The sequence below is a fragment of the Streptomyces lydicus genome (assembly GCF_000717345.1).
GTDB lineage: Bacteria > Actinomycetota > Actinomycetes > Streptomycetales > Streptomycetaceae > Streptomyces > Streptomyces lydicus.
On sequence record NZ_JNZA01000019.1, the window covers coordinates 114,621 to 137,717 of the forward strand.

The 23,097-nt window shown below is 69.2% G+C and carries 21 protein-coding genes and 2 pseudogenes; 13 read left to right on the plus strand and 10 right to left on the minus strand.

Translation table 11 applies throughout. The features are described from left to right. Nucleotides 1-214: 214 nt before the first annotated feature. The 3 genes from OO62_RS39040 (at nt 215) to OO62_RS39640 (ending at nt 4,738) form a co-directional block, all read left to right on the plus strand. Nucleotides 215-1,798, plus strand: a complete 1,584-nt coding sequence (locus tag OO62_RS39040) for an RNA polymerase sigma factor (protein ID WP_228332359.1) — start codon at nt 215-217, stop codon at nt 1,796-1,798. Nucleotides 1,799-1,977: 179 nt separating this feature from the next. Further along, nucleotides 1,978-4,011, plus strand: a complete 2,034-nt coding sequence (locus OO62_RS20045; protein ID WP_228332360.1) for an RICIN domain-containing protein — start codon at nt 1,978-1,980, stop codon at nt 4,009-4,011. Nucleotides 4,012-4,096: 85 nt separating this feature from the next. Further along, the gene (locus OO62_RS39640) at nt 4,097-4,738 is read left to right on the plus strand and encodes a hypothetical protein (protein WP_033268854.1); all 642 of its coding nucleotides are present in this window, start codon (nt 4,097-4,099) and stop codon (nt 4,736-4,738) included. A 419-nt stretch (nt 4,739-5,157) separates the two neighbouring features. Here OO62_RS39640 and OO62_RS20055 read toward each other — a convergent pair whose 3' ends face one another. Continuing rightward, a complete protein-coding gene (locus tag OO62_RS20055; RefSeq protein ID WP_206738453.1) occupies nt 5,158-5,802 on the minus strand; it encodes a TetR/AcrR family transcriptional regulator in 645 nt (214 codons plus the stop codon). Between the two features lie 166 nt (nt 5,803-5,968). Here OO62_RS20055 and OO62_RS20060 point away from each other — a divergent pair, with 166 nt between their 5' ends. Both OO62_RS20060 and OO62_RS36530 read left to right on the plus strand, forming a co-directional pair. Continuing rightward, nucleotides 5,969-6,931: a zinc-binding dehydrogenase gene (locus OO62_RS20060; protein WP_033268856.1), complete on the plus strand. Its 963-nt coding sequence runs from the start codon at nt 5,969-5,971 to the stop codon at nt 6,929-6,931. A 332-nt stretch (nt 6,932-7,263) separates the two neighbouring features. Beyond that, a pseudogene (locus tag OO62_RS36530) lies at nt 7,264-7,846 on the plus strand (transposase family protein); the annotation flags it as partial. A 4-nt stretch (nt 7,847-7,850) separates the two neighbouring features. Here OO62_RS36530 and OO62_RS20070 read toward each other — a convergent pair. After that, a complete protein-coding gene (locus OO62_RS20070; protein ID WP_033268857.1) occupies nt 7,851-8,054 on the minus strand; it encodes a nitroreductase family protein in 204 nt (67 codons plus the stop codon). A 486-nt stretch (nt 8,055-8,540) separates the two neighbouring features. Between OO62_RS20070 and OO62_RS20075 the strand changes: the two genes are divergently transcribed. Further along, nucleotides 8,541-9,236, plus strand: coding sequence for an alpha/beta hydrolase (locus tag OO62_RS20075; protein WP_033268858.1), 696 nt, complete (start codon nt 8,541-8,543; stop codon nt 9,234-9,236). A 708-nt stretch (nt 9,237-9,944) separates the two neighbouring features. Here the strand turns inward: OO62_RS20075 and OO62_RS20080 are convergent. Beyond that, nucleotides 9,945-10,517 carry a TetR/AcrR family transcriptional regulator gene (locus OO62_RS20080; RefSeq protein ID WP_033268859.1) on the minus strand — a complete coding sequence of 191 codons (573 nt, stop codon included), beginning with the start codon at nt 10,515-10,517 and terminating at the stop codon, nt 9,945-9,947. Between the two features lie 63 nt (nt 10,518-10,580). On the opposite strand from OO62_RS20080, the gene OO62_RS20085 reads away from it, so the two are divergent. Together OO62_RS20085 and OO62_RS39050 are read left to right on the plus strand one after the other, a co-directional pair. Next, entirely contained in the window at nt 10,581-11,624 is a 1,044-nt protein-coding gene (locus tag OO62_RS20085) for an SDR family NAD(P)-dependent oxidoreductase (protein ID WP_228332361.1), read from the plus strand. A 143-nt stretch (nt 11,625-11,767) separates the two neighbouring features. Beyond that, a pseudogene (locus tag OO62_RS39050) lies at nt 11,768-12,106 on the plus strand (transposase); the annotation flags it as partial. A 356-nt stretch (nt 12,107-12,462) separates the two neighbouring features. Here the strand turns inward: OO62_RS39050 and OO62_RS20095 are convergent. Both OO62_RS20095 and OO62_RS20100 read right to left on the minus strand, forming a co-directional pair. Further along, complete coding sequence (locus OO62_RS20095) at nt 12,463-13,521, minus strand: zinc-dependent alcohol dehydrogenase family protein (RefSeq protein WP_206738454.1); 1,059 nt, start codon at nt 13,519-13,521, stop codon at nt 12,463-12,465. 237 nt (nt 13,522-13,758) lie between these two features. Further along, nucleotides 13,759-14,529, minus strand: coding sequence for an IS5/IS1182 family transposase (locus OO62_RS20100; RefSeq protein ID WP_033268861.1), 771 nt, complete (start codon nt 14,527-14,529; stop codon nt 13,759-13,761). Between the two features lie 121 nt (nt 14,530-14,650). On the opposite strand from OO62_RS20100, the gene OO62_RS20105 reads away from it, so the two are divergent. Together OO62_RS20105 and OO62_RS20110 are read left to right on the plus strand one after the other, a co-directional pair. Then, the gene (locus tag OO62_RS20105) at nt 14,651-15,139 is read left to right on the plus strand and encodes a GNAT family N-acetyltransferase (protein ID WP_033268889.1); all 489 of its coding nucleotides are present in this window, start codon (nt 14,651-14,653) and stop codon (nt 15,137-15,139) included. Between the two features lie 128 nt (nt 15,140-15,267). Continuing rightward, nucleotides 15,268-15,744 carry a hypothetical protein gene (locus OO62_RS20110; protein WP_051733447.1) on the plus strand — a complete coding sequence of 159 codons (477 nt, stop codon included), beginning with the start codon at nt 15,268-15,270 and terminating at the stop codon, nt 15,742-15,744. A 585-nt stretch (nt 15,745-16,329) separates the two neighbouring features. Here the strand turns inward: OO62_RS20110 and OO62_RS20115 are convergent. Beyond that, entirely contained in the window at nt 16,330-17,133 is an 804-nt protein-coding gene (locus OO62_RS20115) for an SDR family NAD(P)-dependent oxidoreductase (RefSeq protein WP_033268862.1), read from the minus strand. 125 nt (nt 17,134-17,258) lie between these two features. Here OO62_RS20115 and OO62_RS20120 point away from each other — a divergent pair, with 125 nt between their 5' ends. Continuing rightward, a complete protein-coding gene (locus OO62_RS20120; protein ID WP_033268863.1) occupies nt 17,259-18,167 on the plus strand; it encodes a LysR family transcriptional regulator in 909 nt (302 codons plus the stop codon). Nucleotides 18,168-18,625: 458 nt separating this feature from the next. Here the strand turns inward: OO62_RS20120 and OO62_RS39985 are convergent, their stop codons facing one another. Then, nucleotides 18,626-18,817: a hypothetical protein gene (locus OO62_RS39985; protein ID WP_164993223.1), complete on the minus strand. Its 192-nt coding sequence runs from the start codon at nt 18,815-18,817 to the stop codon at nt 18,626-18,628. A gap of 302 nt (nt 18,818-19,119) precedes the next feature. On the opposite strand from OO62_RS39985, the gene OO62_RS40220 reads away from it, so the two are divergent. Next, the gene (locus OO62_RS40220) at nt 19,120-19,266 is read left to right on the plus strand and encodes a hypothetical protein (protein WP_211267955.1); all 147 of its coding nucleotides are present in this window, start codon (nt 19,120-19,122) and stop codon (nt 19,264-19,266) included. On the opposite strand, the gene OO62_RS20130 is transcribed toward OO62_RS40220, so the two are convergent. After that, a complete protein-coding gene (locus OO62_RS20130; RefSeq protein WP_033268864.1) occupies nt 19,239-20,657 on the minus strand; it encodes a cellulase family glycosylhydrolase in 1,419 nt (472 codons plus the stop codon). The two genes, OO62_RS40220 and OO62_RS20130, sit on opposite strands and share 28 nt — an antisense overlap. Before the next feature lie 682 nt (nt 20,658-21,339). On the opposite strand from OO62_RS20130, the gene OO62_RS40225 reads away from it, so the two are divergent. Continuing rightward, entirely contained in the window at nt 21,340-21,768 is a 429-nt protein-coding gene (locus OO62_RS40225) for a hypothetical protein (RefSeq protein WP_157850159.1), read from the plus strand. Between the two features lie 153 nt (nt 21,769-21,921). Here OO62_RS40225 and OO62_RS20135 read toward each other — a convergent pair whose 3' ends face one another. Further along, on the minus strand, nt 21,922-22,452 hold the full coding sequence (locus tag OO62_RS20135) for a carbonic anhydrase (RefSeq protein WP_099873457.1): 531 nt from the start codon (nt 22,450-22,452) through the stop codon (nt 21,922-21,924). A gap of 529 nt (nt 22,453-22,981) precedes the next feature. Then, nucleotides 22,982-23,097: DUF6243 family protein (locus OO62_RS40760; RefSeq protein ID WP_248782300.1), on the minus strand; the 116-nt coding region annotated here is incomplete at its 5' end.

The window sequence follows — 23,097 nt, forward strand, 5'->3', positions numbered from 1 at the left end:
GTGACCATGCGTAGTCAGGTGGAACGCATAACGGTAGGGGGATGGCTTGGACAACCGGACAAACGCAGGTAAATGGGCCCTGTTGTGAAAGGTTGTGAAAGTCTGCTCGCCAATTTCTGTTACGCAACGCCAGTCACCCGCGTCTCCTTACATGTACGGCGGAACACAGTCGCGCGCACCGGCGCCGAGAGAGCAAACGCAGAGAGTGGGGGGCGTGGACGCGGAAAACGGGGTGGCGGTGGTCACGGCCGCACAGAACGGCGACCACCGGGCTCAGGACGAACTCGTCGGCGAGTGCCTGCCGTTGGTGTACAACATCGTCGGCCGGGCCCTGAACGGTCACGCCGACGTCGACGACGTGGTGCAGGAGACCATGCTCCGCGTCATCAACGGCCTGGACAGCCTGCGCGACCCGGCGGACTTCCGGTCGTGGCTGGTGGCCATCGCCATGAACCAGATACGCCAGCACTGGCGCCAGAACCAGTCGCGGACCGCGCCCCTCCCCGGGTACGACGGGCTGGACGACTCCCTCGACATCGCCGACCCCGGCGCCGACTTCGTCGATGCCACCATCACGCGCCTGGGCCTGGAGGGCCAGCGCCGCGAACTCGCCCAGGCATCCCGCTGGTTGGACAGCGATGACACGGCCCTGATGTCGCTGTGGTGGCTGGAGGCGGCGGGTGAACTGACCCGCGCCGAGGTCGCGGCCGCCCTGGAGCTCTCGCCCCAGCACGTCGGCGTCCGGGTGCAGCGGATGAAGGGCCAGCTGGAGACGGCCCGGGTGGTGGTGCGGGCACTGGACTCGACCCGCAAGGCGGGCCCCCGGGCCTGTGCGGAACTGGAGTCGATGGCGGAACGGTGGGACGGGGCGCCCTCCCCGCTGTGGCGAAAACGGTTCTCCCGGCACGTCCGCGCGTGCGCGAGCTGTTCGGGCCACCGGGAGGAGTTGGCACCCGCCGAGAAACTCCTCGTCAACCTCACGCTGGCGCCCATGACAGGGACGGCCGCGGCCGCGCTGCTGGAGGCGGTGTGCGCGAAGGCGGACGCCGGGGAGGCGGCGGCGCGGCCGGCCGGAGGGATGACCCCGCTGCCCGCAGCCGAGGCGGGCTCGTTCGCGGGCGCCGCCGGGCCCCGTACCGCCCATGCTCCCGTGCGTGCCGGGCACCGCCGTGGCACCGGCTCTCGCCACCGCCACGGTCGTCACCGGATACCCCACGGCCGCCGGGCAGGACGGACTACGAGCACCACAGCGCTGCCTGTCTCCCTCGCGGGCGCCGCCCACCCGGCCGACCGGGGCCGACGGCGAAGACCCTTCGCCCCGCGGCCGGCCGTGGCCCTCCCGTCCGGTCACGCCGCGTCCCCTGCCGGTCAACTCGTCCGCACGTCCGGCCAATCCCGAGAAGAAACGTTTCGTCCGGCAGGCCGCCGGCCGGCTCGCCCCCGAGCGAACCAAGACCGGCCGGCCACCGCCGCGCACCGCCCCGACGCGCCGGCCGGAGCCGGCGTCGCCCGGAGGACCTGCGCACCCTCGCTTCCACGACCCCACCGACCCGGACGGCACCGGCCCCGCCGAGCGGATCACCGCGGCGGTCTCTTCCCGGAGCGCCCCGGCCGACAACACCGCCCTCCGCCGGCCGGGCCCGGTGAGAGCGACGAGCGCCCGGAAGAACGGCACGGTGCACCGCCCCCACGCGCCCACCCCCACCTGTACGGACGGCCGGAGCCGGCGTCGCCGGCGGGCCGGCGCGGCCCGTGCCGGACACAGCACGTCTCGACGCAGCTGACGCGTTTCCGCTGACGTGACTTCGCCGGCGCGGCACCGCTGAAGCGAACCGCCGCGCCCCCTGGCCCCCTGAACCCCCACCACACCCCCCACAACACGGGCCTTCCACGGCACCACCCTGCGCACCGCTCACGCGCCGCAACGTGCCCAACGCCTGTTCATCACAACCACACACCACACGGCAGGAGAGAGAGTTGGGGAAGAGAAGCAGACGCCGTCACGCCGCGCGCAGCGGCGGTGGCGGTCGTCGGACCGGCATAGTCGCCGCCGCGGTCCTCGCCGCGACCGGCATCGTCGCCACGGGCGTCGTCTACGGCGTGACCAATGGCGGTGCCTCTGGCGACCGCGAGACCGCGGCCGCGCCCGGCTCGGCGTCGCAGACGGCGACGAAGCCGGCCGCCAGCCCCGAGCACAAGAAGCCGCTCGCACCGCTGGAGAAGCTGCCCAAGAACGACCCGAAGCACGGCATGGTCTACAAGGGCCTCAAGCCGGCCCCGAAGAGCGACTCCTGCGTGGGCGTCTACAAGGTGGTGCGCTCCGGACTGTGCACGCACGGACCGGACGAGCCGCCGAAGGGCGTCGACATCCACCGCACCACCCCGCCGGCTGTCAAGGCCAGCGCACCCAAGCCGGACCTGAACAGCGGTGACGCCCACGCGCCGTCGTCGAAGGACCTACTGAAGGACGCCCCGCCGGTACTCGACGCCCAAAAGGACGCCGGCCAGCAGACCGCCGCGGCCCAGGCACCCGCCGCGGGCGACGGAGACCGCACGGCTGCGGCCGGCGGCCAGCAGGTCGTGTGCGACGGCGACGGCTCCACCGGCAACCGCGTACAGGTGCTGTACGTACACGCGCCCGGCCAGTCCCGGTACGGGCAGTACGTCGCCTCGTTCAAGCAGTGGGCGGCCGGCGCCGACCTCATCTACGCCGAGAGCGCCAAGGAGACGGGCGGCACCCGGCACATCCGGTACGTCACCGGATCCGACTGCACCCCCACGGTCCTCGACGTCGAACTGCCCGCCTCATCACTCGGCGAGTTCAGTGCCACCAACAACGCACTGGCGGAGCGGGGCTACAACCGCCGCGACCGGAAGTACATGATCTTCGCCGACGCGCAGGTGTACTGCGGCATCGGCAGCTTCGCCGGTGACGAACGTCCCGACGCGAGCAACCAGAGCAACTTCGGCCCGTCCTACGGCCGTACCGACTCCGGCTGCTGGAGCGCCTCCACAGCCGCCCACGAGCTGGGCCACAACCTGGGCGCCGTCAACAACAGCGCCCCCAACACCAGCCGCGGTGCACACTGCACCGACGAGTGGGACATCATGTGCTACTCGGACACCCCCTACTACCCGCAGATGCGCACCGTCTGCCCCGAGCGCGGCCACGACGAGCGCCTCGACTGCAACCACGACGACTACTTCAACACCGCCCCCCGGCCGGGCAGCTACCTCGCCACCCACTGGAACGTGGCGAACAACCAGTTCCTGATCAAGGGCGGCTCCAGCCCCGACCCGGACCCGGGCCCCACCGCCGGCCCGAAGCCGGTCGTCGGCACGATCACCGCCGACACCGCGAGCCTCAGCTGGCAGGCCGTCAACTCCGCGGCGAGCTATGACATCGTCCTGAACGACCAGTCCATCGGCAGCGTCACCACCGCCGCGACCCGGATCGTCAACCTGCGCCCGGACACCGACTACACCGTCGCCATCGCCGTGAAGGACCGCGACGGCCATACTTCCAAGCCGGGCCCGAAGACGTCGTTCCACACCACCTCCGCAGGCGACCCGACGAAGACGATCACCTCCGGCAAGCCCTACGCACTGCTGAACCCCCTCACCGGCAAGGCCGCCGACCTCTACGGTGGATCCTCCGCCGACGGCACGGTCCTCATCGGCTGGCAGCGTCACGGCTACGCCAACCAGCAGTGGGTCTTCCGCGACGCGGGCGGCGGCTACCTGCGGATCGAGTCGGTGCTGTCCCACAAGTGCCTCCAGGTCGGCGGCTCGCTCCAGGCCGGTGCGTACGTGATGCAGCAGCCGTGCTCGTCCGCCGCGTCGCAGCAGTGGAAGACGACGGCCTCCGGCAGCACGTGGACGCTGGCCCCCAAGGGCACGGACCTTCTGCTCGGTGTCAGCGCCCGCGACTACTACGGCGGCACGCTGCTCGAACTCCAGCGGCCGGACAGCCGGGGCCAGCAGAACTGGACCGCCCAGCCCGTTTCCTGACCGCCTTCCTCCCCTCTCCCCGGCCACGCCGGCCATCCCAGTCCCACCGGCCACACCGGCCACCTCGGCAAGGAGCCCCTGATCCATGCGTCTGCGTCCTCGCGCACTGTGCGTGCCCCTCCTGGCGTTCCTGGCGTCGCCGCTGCTCGTCCTGGTCCAGGCCGGGCAGGCCGACGCGCACGGTGACAGCATCCAGTTCACGGTCACCGGCCAGGACACCGGGCACGTACGGGCCAAGGCGACGTACGAGGACGACCATGACCCGGTCGACGAGCGGATCTCGGGCACGCTGACCGCGGTGTCCGCGGACGGGCGCACGCGTGGCCCGTGGCGGCTGGTCGCAGTCCCGGGCCACGCCGGAACCGTCACGACCCAGGAGGTACTGCCTCCGGGCACCTGGAAGGTGACCGTCGAATCCGGCTTCCCGGAACTCGGCCGGGGAGAGGGGAAGATCGACGTGCCGGTGGTGGACCCCCGGCCCGGGGGGAAGACAACCCCCCGGCCGGCGCGGCCCACGGCGTCCGGGGCCGCCTCCGCGGCCCCATCCGTCGAGCCCGCCACACCGGCCACCGCACATGCGGCGGCCAGGGCGGGAGCGGAGTCCGGGTCCGGGTCCGAAGGGGCGACGGCGTGGCTGCCGTGGACCGCCACGGCCGCGGCCGTACTCGCGGTCACAGCCACCACGGTCACCGCCGTGCGCCGTAGGCGGCGTTCGCGCACGAACTGACCCACACCGAGGGCGCACCCTCCTCACAGCCCGGGGCGTAGCTCACCGAGCCACCCTCGCAGCTGGGGCGTGTCCGCAGAGTCCTGCCAGGCGTCACAAGCCTGGCAGGACTTTTTGCGGGCACGCCCTAACTTTTCAGCCGCTCGTGCAGCCCTCGGCATCGCTCAGGAACCGGCTCTGCTGCCCGCTCCCACCTCCGAAGACCAGGTCAGCCCCAAGACCGCCGCCGCCCTGCGGGCGGCGATGACCCGCCTCTTCGAAGGGCGCCCGCAACGGACCGACGGCCGCCTCACGAAAGAGAACCTTTACAAAGAAGCACAGGTCAGCCGCGCGACCATGAGCCCTTTCCAACCTGGCTGCGGCAGGGGCCCGACAAGGATGTCGGGTTGCAAGGATTGACGGACCTCCAGGCGACGGATTTATGGCGTGCTGGGCGAGTACGTGAGCTGCAGGCGTGGTGCTGGCGGCAGCGGCGTAGGCGCTCCCGTCTCTGGTGCGGCGCGGAACGCTTCGATCATGTAGGCGGCGAAGCGGCGGGAGGCCGTGACCCGGGCGGCACGCGGCGTGTCTTGGAGGCCCCGGTGGGCCTTGAGCATGAGGACCAGGTCGTCGACGACGAAGCCGGAGCGCAGCTGGCCGGTGTTCTGGGCGCGGCGGGCCAGTTCGCCGACCGCGTGCAGAGTCCGCTCCCGGTCTGCGGCGAAGTCCATGGCCTCGGGGAAGGCCGTCATGAAGGCGTCGGCGAATCCCCTGCTGTGGGCGTGGAGTTCGCAGATCCGCTCGATCAGGCCCCGGAATCCGTGCCACGGGTTCGAGTCCGTAAGGGCGTCGCGGACGGCGGCATGGCAGGCTCGCCGCTGCTCGGCGAAGGTCTCCGCGAACAGTGCCTGCTTGGTCGGGAAGTGCCGGTACAGCGTGGCGGGGCCGACGCCTGCATGCCGGGCGACCTCGCGCATGGGCGCACTCAGGCCCTCTTCGCCGAACACCGCGCGGGCGGCGTCCAGGATGCGGGCCCGGTTGTCGCGGGCGTCGGAGCGCACAGTCTGAGGCAAGTGGTTGGTCATCGGTTCTCATTTTAGCCAAACGGACGGGGGCGTCCGTTACGGTCCGATGGCGGTGTGGCCGCTCCGTCCCGGCACTTCACCGGTGATGCCCCGGCGGCGGGGGCCGACTCGGCGCCCACAGCCGCAGCAGCTGCGATCCGTCCCTCCACCGACCCGAGGAGCAGAGATGAAAGCCGTCGTGATCAGGACGTTCGGAGACCCCGATGGCCTGGAGGTCGTCGATGTGCCCGTGCCCGTTCCTGCCCCGGGGCAGGTGCAGATCGCCACGGAGGCGATCGGGGTAGGCGGCGTGGACGCCGTGATCCGCCGGGGAACGCTTGCCGCCTACGGCTTCCGGGAGGGCCATCTCCTCGGCAGCGAGGTCGCGGGAAGGGTCACCGCGGTGGGAGAGGGCGTGGACGCCTCGTGGATCGGGCGGCGGGTGTGGGCGTTCACCGGCCTGTCCGGGGGGTACGCCGAGCACGCCGTCGCCTCGGTCGAGGACGTCCTTGCGCTGCCCGACGGCCTGACCGGCGCCGACGCGGTGACCCTCGGCGGCTCCGGCGTGGTCGCCCACTTCGCCCTGGCCCGGGCCAGTTTCACGCCTGGCGAGACGGTGCTCGTGCGCGGTGCGGCGGGCAGCATCGGGATCACGGCGGTCCAACTCGCAGCCAGGGACGGCGCGAGCGCGGTGGCGGTCACCACCTCGTCGGCGGAGCGCGGCGCCCGCCTGCGGGACCTGGGCGCGACCCATGTCCTTGACCGCTCCGGCGAGGACGGCCCGGACGCACCGGCGGGCTTCGACGTGGTGATCGATGTCGTGGGGGGTCCCCAGCTTCCCCTTTTCCTGGACAGGTTGAACTCCAACGGGCGGTATGTGGCTGTCGGTGTGGTTGGTGGGCAGCCGCCGGCGGACTTCGGCATGCGGCTGATGGACGCCTTCCGCAGGTCGTTGTCATTCGCCACTTTCAGCTCTGACACCGTGCCCGGCCCCGACCGGCAGGCCGTGCGGTCGTCCCAGTTCGCCGATGCTGCGCACGGGAACCTGCGCACGGTCGTGCACCAGGTGCTGCCGCTGGACCAGGCAGTGCTGGCCCACCGCGAGATGGACGCGGGGGAGGTGTTCGGCAGGGTTGTGCTGGCGCCCTGAGCCGGGCAGGGACGGCGTTCGCGGCCCCGGGTAACGAAATGGGACCCGCTCAGGTCGTGGCCGACGCCCGGCGCTGACGGTCGCCATCGTCGACGCCGGGCAGCGGCGTGCCCCGTTACCGCTGTCTCGTCCGGCATCAGGGTGCGCCGCCGTGCGGGGGCCGCGTGATGATGCCCTGAGGGAGTTGTAGCTGTACACCCGCATCCGAGAAGACAGTCAGCCCACTCCAACCTGGCGGTGCCGTCCGCAAATTGGGCGTCTCTGCGACGTGGTGAAGCTCCTGGTAGACGGTGTCATGACCAAGATCTACCGTGCACCACCAGGAGCTTCACGTGCTTGTCTATCCGTCGGCGATCGATCTGTCCACCGCGCACCTGCGGCGTCTGGCGTGCCAACTGGCCGTCCACCGCCGGGAGATCGGTAGGTACACGATGGCGACGGCTGACCGCCGGCCGTCAGGCCCTTCTCGTCCTGGCGCACCTGCGCTGCGGTAACACCTACGCCCAGCTCGCCGCCGGGTTCGGCATCGGGATCGCGACCGTCTACCGCCATGTCCGTGAGGCCATCAAGGTACTGGCCGAGTTCGCGCCGACGCTCGACGAGGCGATAGCAACGGCGCGGAAGAAGGCGTATCTGATCCTGGACGGCACCGTGCTGCCGATCGACCGGATCGCCGCCGACCGCCCGTACTACTCCGGCAAGAAGAAACACCACGGCATGAACGTGCAGGTCCTCACCGATCCCTTCGGCCGCCTGCTGTGGGCCTCACCCGCGCTCCCAGGCGCCACCCACGATCTGAGCGCGGCACGTGAGCACGGCATTCTGGATGCGCTCGGCGCGGCCGGACTCACCACCTACGCCGACAAGGCGTACCAGAGTGCAGGCCGCCCCGTTCGCATCCCGTTCCGCGGACGCCGCCTCAAGCGGTGGCAGCGCCGGCGCGCTTCTTGAGCTCGCTCAGCGGCGCGCCGTTCAGCTTGTAGGCATGCCACGGTTGGACGTTCGTTCCGGACCAGGCCCAGGCCCCGGCCGACAGCACCCGGTCCAACGTCTCCCTCGGGACAGGTTGGTCGGTGAATCCGCGCACCGCCCGTCGGCTCGTGACCGCGTCATGGGCGTCCATGATCAGCCGCTTTCCTCTCTACTCGTCCTCACTCGGGCCCCGATGGAAACGCCGCTCGATCAACGGCCGGCCCTCGTCACAGTCCTCGCATCCGCCGCCCCACGTATCGGACCGTTCTCGCCGTCGCATGGGGCGACCAGCGGTGGCGTGGCTGACCTGGGACCTTCCCCGGAACGGCGGCGCGGCCAAGCGTCCTCCACAACGCACCTCCTGCCCGTCAGGCTCAGCAGCGCATTACGGCTGGACGGTGGGCCACCCGCACTCGGTGCGAGGCTGAGACGTGCGACAGGTACCAGGCCCTCGATCCGCTGCCCTGCGGCGTCGAGGCCGCCATAGGGGCCGCCAGTGCTAGACCGAGGTCATCGACCACATCTTGCTCGACTGGTCGGACCGGGCGTTTCATCAAAGGAGAAGCTGACAACACGAGACCCGGGCCATGACGATCGGAATGCCGGCCTGGGCAGTCGAGGCCGACTTGGAGGTGCGATGAGAGTCGTGTTCGTGCACGGGGCGTGCGTGCGGGACGGGTCGTGGTGGTGGCACCGCACCGCCGAGCTGCTGCAGGAGCGGGGGGTGCTGAGCGTGACCCCAGCGCTACCGAGCTGCGGCGAGGCGGGCTTGCCCGGCGGCATCGGCGGTCCGGGGCTGCCCGAGGATGTTGCCGCGGTGCGGCAGATGCTGCAGGTCGGCGACGAGCCGACCGTGGTGGTCGCCCACAGCTACGGCGGCGTCGTCACCGCGGAGGCCGCTGCGGGGATCGGGGCGGTGCGCCACCTGCTGCTGATCTCCAGCTACCTGCCCGAGGTCGGGCAGAGCCTGTCGGAGTTCGGGGACGGCAGCCCCGCCCCGTTCCTCGACGTCGACCCCGACGCCGGCACTTTCGGGGTCCGCCCCGAGCTACTCGTGGACACGTTCCTGCAGGACTGCGACCCCGAGGTCCAGGCGCAGGCGGCGCACCACCTCGCCCGGCAGAACGTGCAGGTCACCGTGCATCCCGTCGGGGCGGCCGCATGGCAGCAGTTGCCCTCGACGTACCTCGTCTGCGCTCAGGACCGGGGCACCCCGCCGCGGCTGCAGCGCGAGTTCGCCCGCCGTGCCGGCAGCGTCATTGAGCTCGACGCCGGCCACCACCCGTTCCTGTCCCAGCCCGCAGCCGTCCGGGATCTGCTGCTGAGCCTGTGACGACAGCCGCGGACGAGCCGAGTCGACGATCCGCCGGGGCCGCACCGACAGCCCGGTGAACGTCGCCACCCACAACGCCTCAACCTCAACACCCCACCCATACAGGGAAAATGCCCGGATCACAGCCTTCTGCAACACGCTTCAGGCCCAGCTAGGCCACGCGCATCACGCCCGATCGAGCCCAGCACGCCCGGGCAGCCTCTGTGTGTCACCGAAACGTTCCGAGCCTCCTAGCTCGAACTGCCATACAGTCGAGCTGAATTCAGGAACTGCCATTGAGTCCTACAGGCGGGGATGCCCACGGGCGACGGCGTTTGTCCTGCGGTGCGTCTCTGATCAACACGTCGACCCAACAGGGAAGATGGCGCAGGCAGTCAGCTCATCTCGCCGACTGAGAACGCATCAGCCCTGCAGTTCGGGCCAACCGCACCGCTCGGTCAGCCGGACAAGGCCCCCTTGGGCCAACAGTCGCCTCGGCCAGCCCGTGGACCTGCCGCACGTCCCTGTCCGCCTCCTGTGGGCGCACATCCGGCTGACCGCCGGTCCTCAGCAGGCGAAGTGGGCCGAACAGGGGTGGAAGCCTGCCGGGTTGGCGTACGTTCCGGGTGCCGGAGGATCGTCGGGTGGCGGGGATCGGTGCCAGTTCTGGCCGGGCGGGCGGACCTGGCTGTTCGGCCGGGCTCTCTCCCGCGGCTTCAGTGAGCGTCTTCAGCGCACCAGGAGATCGATGGCGACCTCCAGTCGTTCGAGGTAGAAGTCCCGTGATGCGGCCTGATGCTTGAGGCCGGTCGATGCGCTGATCATCGTCTGGGCGACTTGGCGGGCCGCCGCCTGTCCTGCCTCGACGGCGATCGCGTCTGTGATCAGTTGCTCGAAACGTTGCGACGTGGTCTCGACGATCTCCCCCAGTAGGCCGGGGTTGTCCTCGATGACCACCGCCACATCGCGTGTCAGCGGGCCGATGTAGCGGCCCGCCCACTGGTCGAACGCCTCGAGGAGGCGCTCCGCAAGGGGTCGGCCGGTGTCGGCCAGGACGTGTTCGACCGCTGTGATGTCGCGCTCCAATGCCTGGGTGACGGCGGCGCGGAACAGGCTCTCCTTCGAGGAGAAGAGGAAGTACAGCCCGGGCCGGGAGATGTCCGCCGCCCGCGCCACCTCCTCCATCGAGGTCTTCCGGTAACCGAATCGCGCGAACGTGACCATGGCGGAGTCCAGAACCATGATCCGACGGTCGGTGTCGGCGACTGTCGACGGCGGATGGCCGGCGGTGGGACTGCTCATGGACCGAGCATACGAGCGAGAGTCGTACTATACAAATCGAGACTAGTGCGTATAGTCACTGCCGTGACTCCTCGCGAACCCCTCTCCACGCCCTTCACCGCCTCCAGCACCGCGGACGAGGTACTGCGGGGCGTCGACCTAACCGGCGTTCGCGCGATCGTGACGGGAGCTTCCTCCGGAATCGGGATCGAGACGGCTCGCGCATTGACCGCTGCCGGGGCGGAGGTGACGCTCGCTGTCCGGAACACGACGGCGGGGAACGCCGTCGCTGAAACGATCGAGAAGTCGACCGGAGGAATACGGCCCCGAGCCGTCCGGCTCGACCTTGCCGACAGGACCACCGTCACGCGATTCGTCGACGCGTGGCACGGCCCTCTGCACCTGCTGATCAACAACGCGGGCGTGGTCACCGGTGGCCTCGAACGCACACGTGAGGGCTGGGAGCTGCAATTCGCGACGAACCATCTTGGCCACTTCGCCCTGGCCACCGGCCTTCATGACGCCCTGGCCCTGGGAGCGGCCGACCGCGACGGAGCACGGATCGTCTCGGTCAGTTCGACGGCGCACATGCGTGCCGGCATCGACTTCGACGACCTCCACTTCGAGCGTCGCAGCTACGATCCGCAGATTGCCTACGCCCAGTCGAAGACGGCGAATTCTCTCTTCGCCGTCGAGGCGAGTCGCCGCTGGGCATCCGACGGCATCATCGCCAATGCGGTGAACCCCGGCGGTGTCGCGACGGGACTGCAGCGGAACTTCACAACGCAACAGAAGGAGTCGCTCGACGCGGCCGAAGCCGCCGGAGTCTTCACGTACAAAACGGTCGAGCAGGGCGCTGCCACCAGCATCGTCGCGGCCGTCGCCCCGGAGTTCGCGCACTCCGGAGGCCACTACCTCGACGATGCACAAGAGGCTTACACCGTGACGAACGACGCCGACCTCGCGCAGCACCCGCACGGTGTCAAGGAATGGGCGCTCGACCCCGCCACCGCCAAGCGCCTCTGGACGGTCTCGACCGACCTGCTCCGCGACCGACCTCTCGACGCCACAGCAAGCGGTACCGCCGCCTCCTTGGTTGGTCTCCGCATCGAGCCACAAGGCCGGTAACACGGAACCGGAACCGTCACAGTTCGCCTGCCTGGCGACGTGTTGGGCCGGCTACCCGATCCGCGCCGAGGCCGCCGCTCCACCTGCTCGCCGCCGCGCTCCACGCCTGCCAGACCGTGATCGCCTAGCGCCGGGTCGCCGCGAAGAACAACGAAATCCCCGCCTTCGCCCCGCTGCTGGACCCGATCGACCTGCGCGGCGTCGTCGTCACCGCCGATGCGATGCACACCCAGCGCGCCCACGCCGAGCACGTCATCGCCGCCGGCGGCCACTACCTCCTGGTGGTCAAGGGGAACCAGAAGCAGCTGCGGCGCCTGCCCTGGCGTCAGATTCCGCTGCAGGCCCGCACCACCGGGGCCAGACACGGCCGCCGCGAGGTCCGCCGTCTGAAGGTCTGCACCGTCCGGTCAGGTCTGTTCTTCCCGCACGTGGTCCAGGCCATGGAGATCAAGCGCCGCCGCACCCACCGCAAGACCGGCTAGGTCGAGACGAAGACCGTCTACGCGATCACCAGCCTCCCGCCCGAGCAGGCCGGACCGGCGCAACTCGCCGAACGCGTCCAGAATCACTGGTCGATCGAGGCCCTGCACCACGTCAGAGACGTCACGTTCGGCGAGGACGCCTCGCGAGTACGCACCGGCACCGCACCCCGCGCCATGGCCACCCTGCGCAACCTCGCCATCGGACTCATGCGCCAAGCAGGCTGGACCAACATCGCTGCCGCAGCCGATCACTACCGGTCACGCCCCTATCACGCCGCCGCCATGCTCCGCCTCACAGCCTGAGAACGCATCCCCCCTGGCCCGAACCGGGCGGCGTCGCGGGCGTTGGGGGCCTCCTACCTGTCGTCCTCGCCCCGACCGTCCTCGAAGACGAACAGTGGTTTGGTGCCATGTGCGGGTGTTTCAGCAAGCGAGATGGCCTCGATGAAACGTTCGAGCGGAAACGGCTGCCCTTGGGGGATGCGCAGCACTCCATCAACGACGAGTCCGCGAACCTGGGACAGCGCGCGCAGCGCGTCCTCAGGTGACGCGGTGCCGAACCAGCGGTTCAGCCAGAAGCCACGGACTGCTTTGGTCTCGTAGATGACCGAGCGTGCCTGCAGCGGGATCGTCAACGCTGCCGGGTCGGTCTGCCGATGGGTGGAGAGCGCGCCGTAGACCACGACCTCTCCTCCCGGAGCCAATGCCTGGGATACCTGGGCGCCCACGTCGCCCGCGACACAGTCGATCGCCTTGCGCACGCCGGCCGTTCCTGCAATCTCGGCCACACGCTGCAACAGGTCCTCGTCCTGAGTGCAAATGACCTCGTCACCACCAAGCGCTTTGATCTCCTCAACGGCATCGCGTCGCCGCACGACATTGATCGTGCGAATGCCCAGATGCCTGGACAGCTGGATGACGAGCCGGCCGACGGTGGAGCCCGCCGCCGTCTGCAACAACCATTCACCCGGCTGTACGTCGAGTTCGCGCGTCACGAGGAGCAGCGCGGTCAACGGATTGACGGCGAGTTGACAGGCACTGGAGTCGCTCAGATGGTCGGGGACCGGCAGGAGCCTTCGCGCATCGGCAACAAGGTATTCCTGCCAAGTGCCGGCCACATGGGGCCCGGGTACCGCCGGGACTGCAGCAACCACCACACGCTCGCCGATTTTCAGTCCCTCGGTGTCCGGCCCCAGGGCCTCGATACGCCCCACGCATTCCATGTGACCCCCGACAGTGGGAAACTCGGGGGAGAAACCGTAGCGGCCACGCAGCACGTGCAGATCACTGGCGTGAATCGGAGTAGCCTTCACACGGATCAACGCCTGACCCGCTTTTGGCGTGGGAACAGGCCGGGATTCCAGCCGCAGGACATCGGCAGGCTCGCCGACCTTTCCTGCTACGAGCGCGCGCATGTGATTCATTTCCCTCACTGACCTTGTGCAGGAACTCGTCCAGCGCCTTGCCGACGCCCTCGAGTCGTCGCGTGTCCACGACCGACAGATTCGGACTAGGAACTCTGTGCCGTCATGGATCTCTCCTACTGGCTGGGCTGCGAAGCTGCTCCCGTTTCGGGATTGCGCCCATAACCAGCCTAAGGGCTGTCCCGTAAATGATCTATGACGTGCTGGCTAACCTGCTCGCCTTCTAGGTCAGCTGGCGAGGGCGAAATTATGCAGGCGGGCGATGCCGAGCATGGCGTGGTGGACGCCGTCGCCTTTGAGACGGCAGTCCCGAAGAATCTTCCAGGTCTTCATGCGGGCGAAGACGTGCTCGACGCGGGCTCGGACCTTGCGGTGAGAGGCGTTGTGTTCCTCTTTCCAAGCGGGTAGTCCGCTCTGTCCGTTCTCTCGGCGGTGTGGGATGACCAAGCCGGTGCCGCGATAGCCGCCGTCCGCGATGACGGTGGTCGTACCGACGGCGGCCTTCGCCCCGGACAGCTCCCATGCCTTGCAGTCGTTGCGGTTGCCGGGCACCGGCTTGCCGACGGTGACGACCAGGCGGGTGTCGGCGTCGATGACGACCTGGTGGTTGGTGGAGTACCGGTAGTTTTTCGACTGCTCGGCGATGGTGTGATCGCGAGTGGGCACCAGGGTGCCGTCCGCGATCAGCACGGTGTCCTTGCGGAGCCGCTTGCGCTGCTGGAGCGCGAGCAAGGGTCCGAGGTGGTCGATGATGCGATCGGCAGCCGGCCTCGACACCCCGAACAGCGGTTCCAGCTGCCGTAGCGTGAGGTTGGTGCGCCAGTACGCGGCGACCAGCAGGATTCGGTCCTCCAGCGGTAGGCCCCACGGTCGGCCCTTGCGAACGGGGTCTGCGCCCTCGCGTCGTAACGCCGTGATCAGTTTGCCGAATTGTTGCGGGCTCAGTCTGCTGAACGGGGCTATACAGGACGGTTCCGACGCCGTGATCACACCAGCCACAGCGAGATCATCTCAACTGCCGGCCAATCGTGGTGACCGGTGAGCCACGAGTGCGGGCCGAGAAAACGGCTTTGCGCCCCGTGTGATCGGCGTGGAAGCTGGCTCGCCGGAGGTACTGAAGATGACCAACATTGTGTTGAAGGTGTCAGCCCGTGACTTGGTGCATGCGGACCTGGCATCGTGCGGGTGGGCAGGGTCTGACCACCACCTGGCTGGCGTCGCCAAGCAGTTGGAACGTGCGCGGATCGGTGAGGTCGACTACCTTGCGGTCTGCCCCGCAACCAACGTTCCTGTGGCGAAGGGTGGCGTCGACTATCAGGTCAAGGACGGTGTCGGCACTTTGTGGCAGCTGGCGGTCCACCCCGCATTGCAGTCGTGCGGGATCGGCACGTTCCTTGTCGAAGCCGCAGAACTGCGGATCAGGAATCGCGGTTTGCGGCAGGCCGAGCTGGCGGTGGAGGAAGGCAACTCCCGGGCACGGGCACTATACGAACGACTGGGATATGTCGCGTACGACCGTCAGCCGGACTCGTGGGACGAGCAAGCCTCTGATGGATCGTTGCGCCGCTACGAGACTATCTGCACGTTGATGCGGAAGGAACTCGCGTAGGTTCAGTCACCTTCACGGGATCTGCCGGCGAGCGCGTCGTCGCAGGTCATCTAGTCATCGGCTCCGGGTGTCGCCCTCCAAGGTCGTGGCCACGGCGAAGGCTACGTCCGGATCGACGGCGTGGAACGATGACCACCATGTCAGGTCAGGTCTGGGTTTCACTCATATCGTTGGGCGGCGTTGCCCTCGGCGGCATGCTGTCCTACCTCGTTCAGCACCGGACGCAACTGTCAGCGGAGCGCGCTGAACAGCAGCGGCAGCAGAACGCCCTGTCGGAGGCTCGGCGCGCGGAACGGCTGGCGCTACTGGAGCGGTTCGTGGAGGTGGGGGCCGAGGCCGAACGTTCCGCGTTCAGCCGGCCTTCCGAGTTCGACGACACCCACCCCTGGTACCTCAAGACTCAGGACGTCATGAACAGGCTCTGGGTCGCGGAGCGACTCATCCGCATCCAGTTCCCCCTGTCCGTGCATGACGCGGCACGTGCGTACTTCCTCGACCTCAACCGAACAGTATGGGAAGGCTTGCCCGACGGCGAGAGCGTACGGGACTACCTGGAGGGGAACCGGCTGGCGTTCCTCGACGCGGCCCGAGCGGTCATGGGGTAGCCCGGTTGAGCCCCGAAGATCTTTTACGGGACAGCCTTTAGTGAGCCGGGCACAATCCGGCTTGGCGATCACGACAGTTCTCACGCCGATTGATTTCCCGGAGTCGATCCGCGCTCCAGGCGGTGTGCGGAACCTGACGCAGCGCTTCCAGCTGATCGGAGTAGGCGGGTGCGGGCGGGCCGGCCTTCTTCAGCGGGATATCGATGACGAAGAGCGCGGCGAGGAAAGCGAGGGCGCACAGGATAGCGCCGGCTGACCTCCGACGACCCGGCCCCGCTCATGTGCGGGATCGTCTACGCCGCGAACATCCACAGCGCCCCCGCCGTCCGCGTAGAGACCGCCCGCCGCTGTCTGGCCTGGCTACTGGAAGGTGTCCACATCCGATAGCGCAGCACCGGCGGGACGCCGCCCCTCGCCCCGAGTCAACACGGATCCGCCCGGCCATGAACCGAACGCTGCATGGTCGAAGCCGACGGCTCAGGCAGCGACACGGCTCTCGATCGCCGCCGGCACCGCCACCCCCACCCCGACCCATCGCACCGGGGCGTACGCCGTCTGCCCATCACTGACACCCGGCGTTGCCGCTTATCCGAACGCAGCCAGGGAGACCGGCTGCCAATGACGCCAGGTGCTCAGACGCTCCTCGTAGAGACCGGCGACGTCGGTGAAGGACTTGCCGAGGAAGATCCTCAGCGGGGGCTGGCCCGCATCGACGATCTGAAGAATCGCGTCGCGGGTCGCGTGCGGGTCGCCGACCTCGAAATCCGGTGCAGTGGCCGCGCGGACTTCGGTGTAGTCCGGGTGCAGCTCACTGTGCCGTGCCCCGCGGGCCAGCCAGTCGGTGGCGTAGGGACCGGGCTCGACGTTGGTGATGTGGATGCCGAAGGCTGCCACTTCTTGCGCCAGGGATTCCGACAACCCCTCGAGAGCCCATTTGGAGGCGTGGTACGCACCGATGCCGGGGAATGCACGTACGCCGCCCTCGCTGGTCACCTGCAGGATCCTTCCCGATCGCTGCGACCGCATGAGGGGCAGCACGGCCTGCGTGACCCACACCGCGCCGAAGAAGTTGGTCTCCATCTGAGCCCGGAGGTCGTCCTCGTTCAACTCCTCGACCATGCCGAAATGCCCGTAGCCGGCGTTGTTGACCGCGATGTCCAGCGAACCGAAATGCGAGTGGGCACGCTGCACCGCCGCATGCACCGCGTCACGGTCGGTGACATCGAGCCGGACCGGCAGTACCGCATCCCCGTACCGCGCGACCAAAGGGGTCAGCTGGCTGACATCCCGGGCCGTCGCCGCGACGTGATCGCCGCGTTCGAGCGCCGCCTCCGCCCACTCGCGGCCGAACCCCCTCGAGCTTCCGGTGATGAACCACGTCTTCGCCATGACTGGTGCTCCCTAGGCGTGAATTGCTTGCTGTTGCCACTCCATCGTGCTGCTGATCCAGGCATTCCGCCAACGAAGGTCTTACATAGGAGACATGCGGTTTCGGAATGTGTCAGGATGACGGCATGGCCGACTTCACCCTCACCGGTCTCCGCGTCATCCAGGCAGTGGTCGACACCGGATCGTTCACAGCTGCGGCCGACGCACTCGGATACACGCAGTCAGCGGTGTCCCGTCAGGTGGCGGCGATGGAAGCCGCCGCGGGCGCACCGCTGTTCGTCCGGGGCGCCCGCGGGGTGGCCCCCTCTCCCGCAGGCATGATGCTCGCCCGCCGAGCCGCGACGGCCCTCAACGAGATCGACGCCGTCAGCACAGACCTCGCCGGACTGCAGGACCACGTCACCGGACGAGTCGCCATCGCGGCGTTCCCCTCAGCCGCCGCCGTTCTCGTCCCCAGGACATTGGCCCGCCTTGGAAACGACCACCCGGGTCTGATCGTCGAGTTCGGCGAGGCGTCCTCGCCCACGCAGCTTCGCCAACTCCGCGCTCACCGCATCGACGTCGCGGTGATCGGCGTGGGACCGGACCTGCCCGCCTACGATTTCGAGGGCCTGCGCCGCGACCTGCTCCTCGACGGCGGCCTTCTGCTCGCCGTCCCTGCCAACCACCGGTTTGCCGGCCGCGGAACCATCCCGGTGACCGAGCTGAGGGACGAACCCTGGATCGTCGGCAAGGGCCTCCGTGATGACCCCCAGTTCGGCGCCTGGCCGACCCTCGACCACCCGCGGATCGCCTACGCCGCCCGCGAATGGCCCACTCGCCTCGGCCTTGTCGCCACCGGTCTCGGCATCGCCGTACTCCCCGAAGTGGCCGCGGCCGCGGTCCCCACCGGAGTCTGCGTCGTCCACGTCGACGACCCCGCCTGGCTCGGCCGAGCCATCGTCGCCGTCACGGTCCGCGACCGCTCTCCCGAGGTGACGGCCACCGTAGGGGCGCTGCGCCACGAGGCCGCACAGCTTCGTGCGGCGCCATAACGCCGCACCCGGCAAGGAAGATCCACGCTGTGCTTCCGCTCCCGTTCGGCCACGGCCGACTCGGCCTGCATGCGGTCTGCCTCCTCTCGCAGTTCGTCCACGCGACGGCGAGCACCCAGCTCACGCTGTTCGAGGAGTCCAACAACCGACGGCATCCACGACCTCACCGAGACTTCCGGCCGTGCGCCCCACCAGCGAAAACGCAGCCCTCACGGAAGCACAGCTTCTGAGGTCAGCCCCGTTGGATGCCTCCGGTGCTGGAGTCGGGCGTGTCAGGCTGCTGTGCCGAAGCCGTCGGCACGCAAGTCCCGGTCTCGGCTGTGGCTCTCCAGCGGGCCCTCCGCCCCCTGGCACACCCCCGGCCTGCCCGGCGTCACCATCCGGGCCTACGCCGACCTGCACCGCATACCGGCACATGTTGAACGCCCCGGCGCCAACAGTCCGTCAGGGGCGGGCAGCTACCACTTCGACTCCGGCTCCCCGCAGCTGACCGCGGTGACCGGCTCGGATGCGAACCGGGTGCCCGTGTTTCCCACATCGTTCAGCGTGAACGTCACCGTCACCCCCGCCAGCGGAGCACTGCCAACGCTCCGGGCCCACTTCGTCTCCTGGGACAACCACGACGCCTGCGCGGCCGCGCTGGTCGACACCCTCACCATGGTTGAGACCGCGCATCTGGCCGACCGGGTCCTGGTCGTCCGGCGCTCCGCCCAGGCGGCGTTGGAGGCCGTGTACGACAACGAACTCGGCCCTGCCGGGCAGTGGCGCCGCCCGGCGGGAGCGGCCGACGCAGTGCTCGCGGAGCGCATGCCCCGGGGGCCCTGCGCAGACGGGCCGATTTCGCCGTCAGCTCGCCGACACCGACCGGCGCCTTGCCGATCGCCTGCTACCGGCCGACTGGTCGCTGGCGGTGCGCCGCGCCGCCGGGCGCGCCGCCGCCTGCGCCGAGCCGGTGCGACGCACCACCCAGTCCCGCCGGGACGCGCCCGGGGGCAACTACCACCGGCTCTCCGCAGACGAACACCACTGGATCTTCGACGAGCTGATCACCCCCCGAGCGAATCGGGTGGGCTACCTCGGGCTGATCGTGACCTTGTAGGCGGCTCCGGCCCTGCCGTGGGTGCTCACGGTGACGGTCTGGCCGTGGTCGTCCCAACTGGCCTTGCTGCCTTGGATATCGACGCGGTAGCCGCCTGCGTACGTGTCTCTGGGCACAGTGATCCGGGTGGGCCCCGCTGCGTTGGCGCGGGTGCGGAAGGTGAGGGTGTAGGTGCGGGTAGCCGGGTCGTATGCGAACTTGAGCGGGTCGCCCGCGACAGCCTGCGCGTACGGCTGGACGAGCAGCTGCGCGTTGGGCTTCGCGACGCCCGTCTGGTCGAGGAAGCAGTAGCCGCCGCCCCGGCACCACTGCCACCACGTCCAGCCACTGGAGAAGCGGTCCAGGGAGGCCGTCATGTCGGTGACGAACTGGCTGGCGTGCGGAACGTAGGGGTTGCCGCCCCACTCCCCCACCATCACCGGCATGCGGTGACGGGTCGGGTAGTCACTGATCGCGGCCTCGTAGGCGGGGATGAAGGTGCCGTTGGGGTCGTAGTCGGCGCCGGTTTCCATCGCGGTCTCGTAGAAGTGCGGCGCGTAGCCGGCGTGCGGGTCGTCGATGTGGCCCAACTGGGTCGGGACGCCGACACCGACGATGACGGTTGGTTCGACGAATACCCACGACCTGTGGTCGACCAGGCGAATCGCCTGGGCAAGGCGGTTCCACAGCTCGGTGAGCTCGGTGGCCTCGAAGCGGGCCGCGGCGGCGGGGAGGTCTTCGCCTTCGAGAAACTTCGCGAACGGCTCATTCATCAGGTCGTAGCCGAGCAGCGCCGGATGCCTGCCCAGGGCGGAGGCCACCGTCATCCACATGCGAGCGTGCGCGGCGCGGAGGTCGGCGTCCTTGTACAGGTGGTCAAAGGCGGTCTGTACGGATGGCTCGAAGTACTCGGAGAACCAGTCGTCGGGTATCGGCGAGAACGGCAACCCTTCGTCGCGGGTGGCCCAGTCGGGGACGCCGCGGGAGCCGAAGTGGGGGCCGTATACGTCCTGGTGGGCGTCGAGGATGACCTTGATGTGGTAGCGGTTGGCCCAGTCGAGGATGCGGCGCATCTTGGCGAGGTAGCCGCGGTCGTAGTGCCCGGGGGTGGGTTCGAGGTCGTCCCAGAAGAACGCGAGGCGCGCCAGGTTGAAGCCCCGGGCGGCCATGTCTTTGAGGTCGCGCTCGTGGATGTCGGCGAACGCGTTGGTGCCTCGGCTGCTCTTGTCGGCAAGGTTGAAGCCGCGCCACTGGAGCGCGCGGCCTTGGGCGTCGGCGATGAAGGTGCGGTCACCAACCGTGACCCGGTCGGGGAAGCGGTCGGGGCGGGCCTGGGCCTGCGCGGGGAGGACGCCGAGCAGGAGGGCGGCCACGGCGAGGGCGGCGGGGGCGACGCGGGAGGTCAGGCGCATGCAGGAGACCCTTTCGAGGGTGGCTGCTCGGTCGGCCGGCTACGGGCGGTCGGATGCTACTGGCGGATGGGTCAAGTTCACAGAAGTGCGCGAGAGTTGGCGGGAGTTGGCGGTGCTTCCCTCTTCAAGGGCTGCCCCGGCGTCATCGCCCAGGTATTCCCAGGGCCTTCGCCCGGTCTTCCTCGAGGCCTTCGCTGGGGGTTTCCCCGACCTCTTCGCGGCGCCCGGCCCGCGCCAACCACCCCGACCCAGCTACCTGCACGGCTTCCTCACCGGCTCGCCGAACTGGTTCGGCAAACCCCGCCTCACCCGGACGAGAGCCTGCCGACCTCGTCCATAATCCTGATTCCCCGCAAACCCGAGAGCCGGCCGGCTTCCACCGCTCCGGGTGCCATCCGAGGTACCCCCGGCAGCCGTTCGCGTACCGGCGACGCTGCACTTCCTGTTGCACCGTTTGAGCCGGGACTGCTGAGCCCGGGTCAGGCATCACCCGCCGCCTGGGGGCGCTGAGTGTGTGGGTGGTTCCGACGCTGGTCTGCACCCATGCGTCCGGGAGGGCTGCGGCGAGGGTGTGCTGGGCGCGCCAGCCGGTGCAGTGACCGGGGACGATCAGCTTGGGTGCGAGTTCAGTGAGCGCGTCCACCGTCGAGCCGATGACCGGCTCGAAGGCGGGTCCGCCCAGATGGAAGCCGCCGACGAGGGCCAGCAGTTTGCTGACGCCGGTCAGCCTCGTGGCGTGACGGATGATGTTGACCACTCCGGCGTGGCCGCACCCGGTGATGATGACAAGTCCCCGGCCGCGCACGTTGATGACGAGTGCCTGGTCGTCGATGACCGCGGTATCGAACAGCAGCGTGCTGCTCGCGTTCCCGCTTTGGACGGTGACCAGGGCGGAGAAGCCATGCTCGGCACGCAGCCCCGCGACGGCCTCGCCACCGGCGAACTACCGCGCGGCGGTCCACCCGGAGCCCATCGACGCCCGGATGACGCCTTCGGCAGAGGCCAGCAGGACGTCGAAGGTGTTGTCGACCATCGTCATGACCCTGACCTCGTCGGCCTCGGGCAGCGTCACCGGGTCAACAGCCGGTCCCTCCTCGACGCGAGCCGCTGACCACACCGCCTTGGCCGCGGAGTGCCTGTGATCGTCGCACATGCTGGAAAGCGCCTCGCCGCCGATACGACCGGCCGGGGAAGCAGAGCGCGATACAGGCCGCAGGCCCACGGCAGTCGCGCCGGCCAGACCGGCCGCAGGCGCCGCGCGGTGTCATGCTTCCACTCGCGCGGGCGGGACGACGACGTCGATGAGCCCGGTGGCCACGTCGTACACGAGCCCTGAGACGAAGACTCCAGCCCGAAGCTTCTGCTTGAGGATTTCGGCGTCGACGCGGACGGCGGCAACCGGGTCGGTGACCGCCTTGGCGTCCAAGTCTCCGGCCGGAACTTCGAAGTATTCGGCCAGCAGCTCGGGGAACGCGGCCAGGTCCGTGATCCCGCAGTCGGTGTGGTGCAGGACCGCATAGTGGTTGTCGCCCGGCCCAGGGCCGCCCGTGCGGGCCTGCACGACCTTCGAGAGCATCCCCAGCGTACGGAGTGTCGCGGGCGTGACCCGCCCTCCGACGTTGCGGATCACCGCTGCCTCGCCGAGCTTGAGCCCGAGCACGTCGGACGGGTCGACACGAGGGTCGACGCATGAGATGACCGTCAGACTGCCACTGGGCATGAGCCTGAGGTCGGCGAATGATCCGCCGTCGGCGAACCCAGCGTTCCGCTTGGCTAGCTCGTTCGTGTCGATCACTGTGCCGGTAGCCCCTTCTTGCTCTGAGCCTGGACCCCCGGTGACGCCGACGGGGACCTCCAGTTGCCGCCAATCCTGGATCGCCGCGGCCTCCTCTGCCACTCGACTTCGCGGCACATCATGATCATGCACGTCAACGCCTTGAGTGATCCGACACGGCGAGTCGGCGCTGAGGTGCGATTCGTACCTGAATTCCTCGACTTGCACCCTGCGCGAGGACGAGGGGCACGTCGCGGGGGGGGCTCTGCCCGGATCGGCTCAGGGGCGCAGTGAGCACGGCGGTAGGTCAGTGGGGACAGTCCGAGGTGGGTGTGGAAGTGCTTGCGCAGCGCGACCGGGTCCCCGAAGCCCCAGTGGTGGCGGTGACGGGGCTACCGAACCCGCGGCTCCCCCCGGGTGGTCGGCCGAGAGCTGAGCGGGACCGGCCGCGCCCGGCACGGCAGCAGAGCCCCGATACGGCAGCAGGCCCGGACCGCGTGTCGCGGTCCGGGCCCTGCCTCGTGCGGTGCCGCCCTGCGGCGGCGATGCGTCAGCTCTGTGCGGTGCCGTCGCCCGTCTGCCCGGCGCCCTCAGCTGCGCCTGCCTTCTCGCGCATCTTGCGCACCAGCTCCGCCTTCTGGTCGGCGGCACCCTGGCGGTCGAGGT

Excerpts from the sequence above, each read along its gene's own strand:
- OO62_RS40225 (WP_157850159.1), top strand. The coding sequence starts at position 21,340 with ATGGAAGCCGCCGACGAGGGCCAGCAGTTTGCTGACGCCGGTCAGCCT.
- OO62_RS20110 (WP_051733447.1), top strand. The coding sequence starts at position 15,268 with ATGACCACCATGTCAGGTCAGGTCTGGGTTTCACTCATATCGTTGGGC.
- OO62_RS39640 (WP_033268854.1), top strand. The coding sequence starts at position 4,097 with ATGCGTCTGCGTCCTCGCGCACTGTGCGTGCCCCTCCTGGCGTTCCTG.
- OO62_RS20070 (WP_033268857.1), bottom strand. The coding sequence starts at position 8,054 with ATGGACGCCCATGACGCGGTCACGAGCCGACGGGCGGTGCGCGGATTC.
- OO62_RS20075 (WP_033268858.1), top strand. The coding sequence starts at position 8,541 with ATGAGAGTCGTGTTCGTGCACGGGGCGTGCGTGCGGGACGGGTCGTGG.
- OO62_RS20095 (WP_206738454.1), bottom strand. The coding sequence starts at position 13,521 with ATGCGCGCGCTCGTAGCAGGAAAGGTCGGCGAGCCTGCCGATGTCCTG.
- OO62_RS20105 (WP_033268889.1), top strand. The coding sequence starts at position 14,651 with ATGACCAACATTGTGTTGAAGGTGTCAGCCCGTGACTTGGTGCATGCG.
- OO62_RS20130 (WP_033268864.1), bottom strand. The coding sequence starts at position 20,657 with ATGCGCCTGACCTCCCGCGTCGCCCCCGCCGCCCTCGCCGTGGCCGCC.
- OO62_RS20115 (WP_033268862.1), bottom strand. The coding sequence starts at position 17,133 with ATGGCGAAGACGTGGTTCATCACCGGAAGCTCGAGGGGGTTCGGCCGC.
- OO62_RS20080 (WP_033268859.1), bottom strand. The coding sequence starts at position 10,517 with ATGAGCAGTCCCACCGCCGGCCATCCGCCGTCGACAGTCGCCGACACC.
- OO62_RS20055 (WP_206738453.1), bottom strand. The coding sequence starts at position 5,802 with ATGACCAACCACTTGCCTCAGACTGTGCGCTCCGACGCCCGCGACAAC.
- OO62_RS20060 (WP_033268856.1), top strand. The coding sequence starts at position 5,969 with ATGAAAGCCGTCGTGATCAGGACGTTCGGAGACCCCGATGGCCTGGAG.
- OO62_RS20120 (WP_033268863.1), top strand. The coding sequence starts at position 17,259 with ATGGCCGACTTCACCCTCACCGGTCTCCGCGTCATCCAGGCAGTGGTC.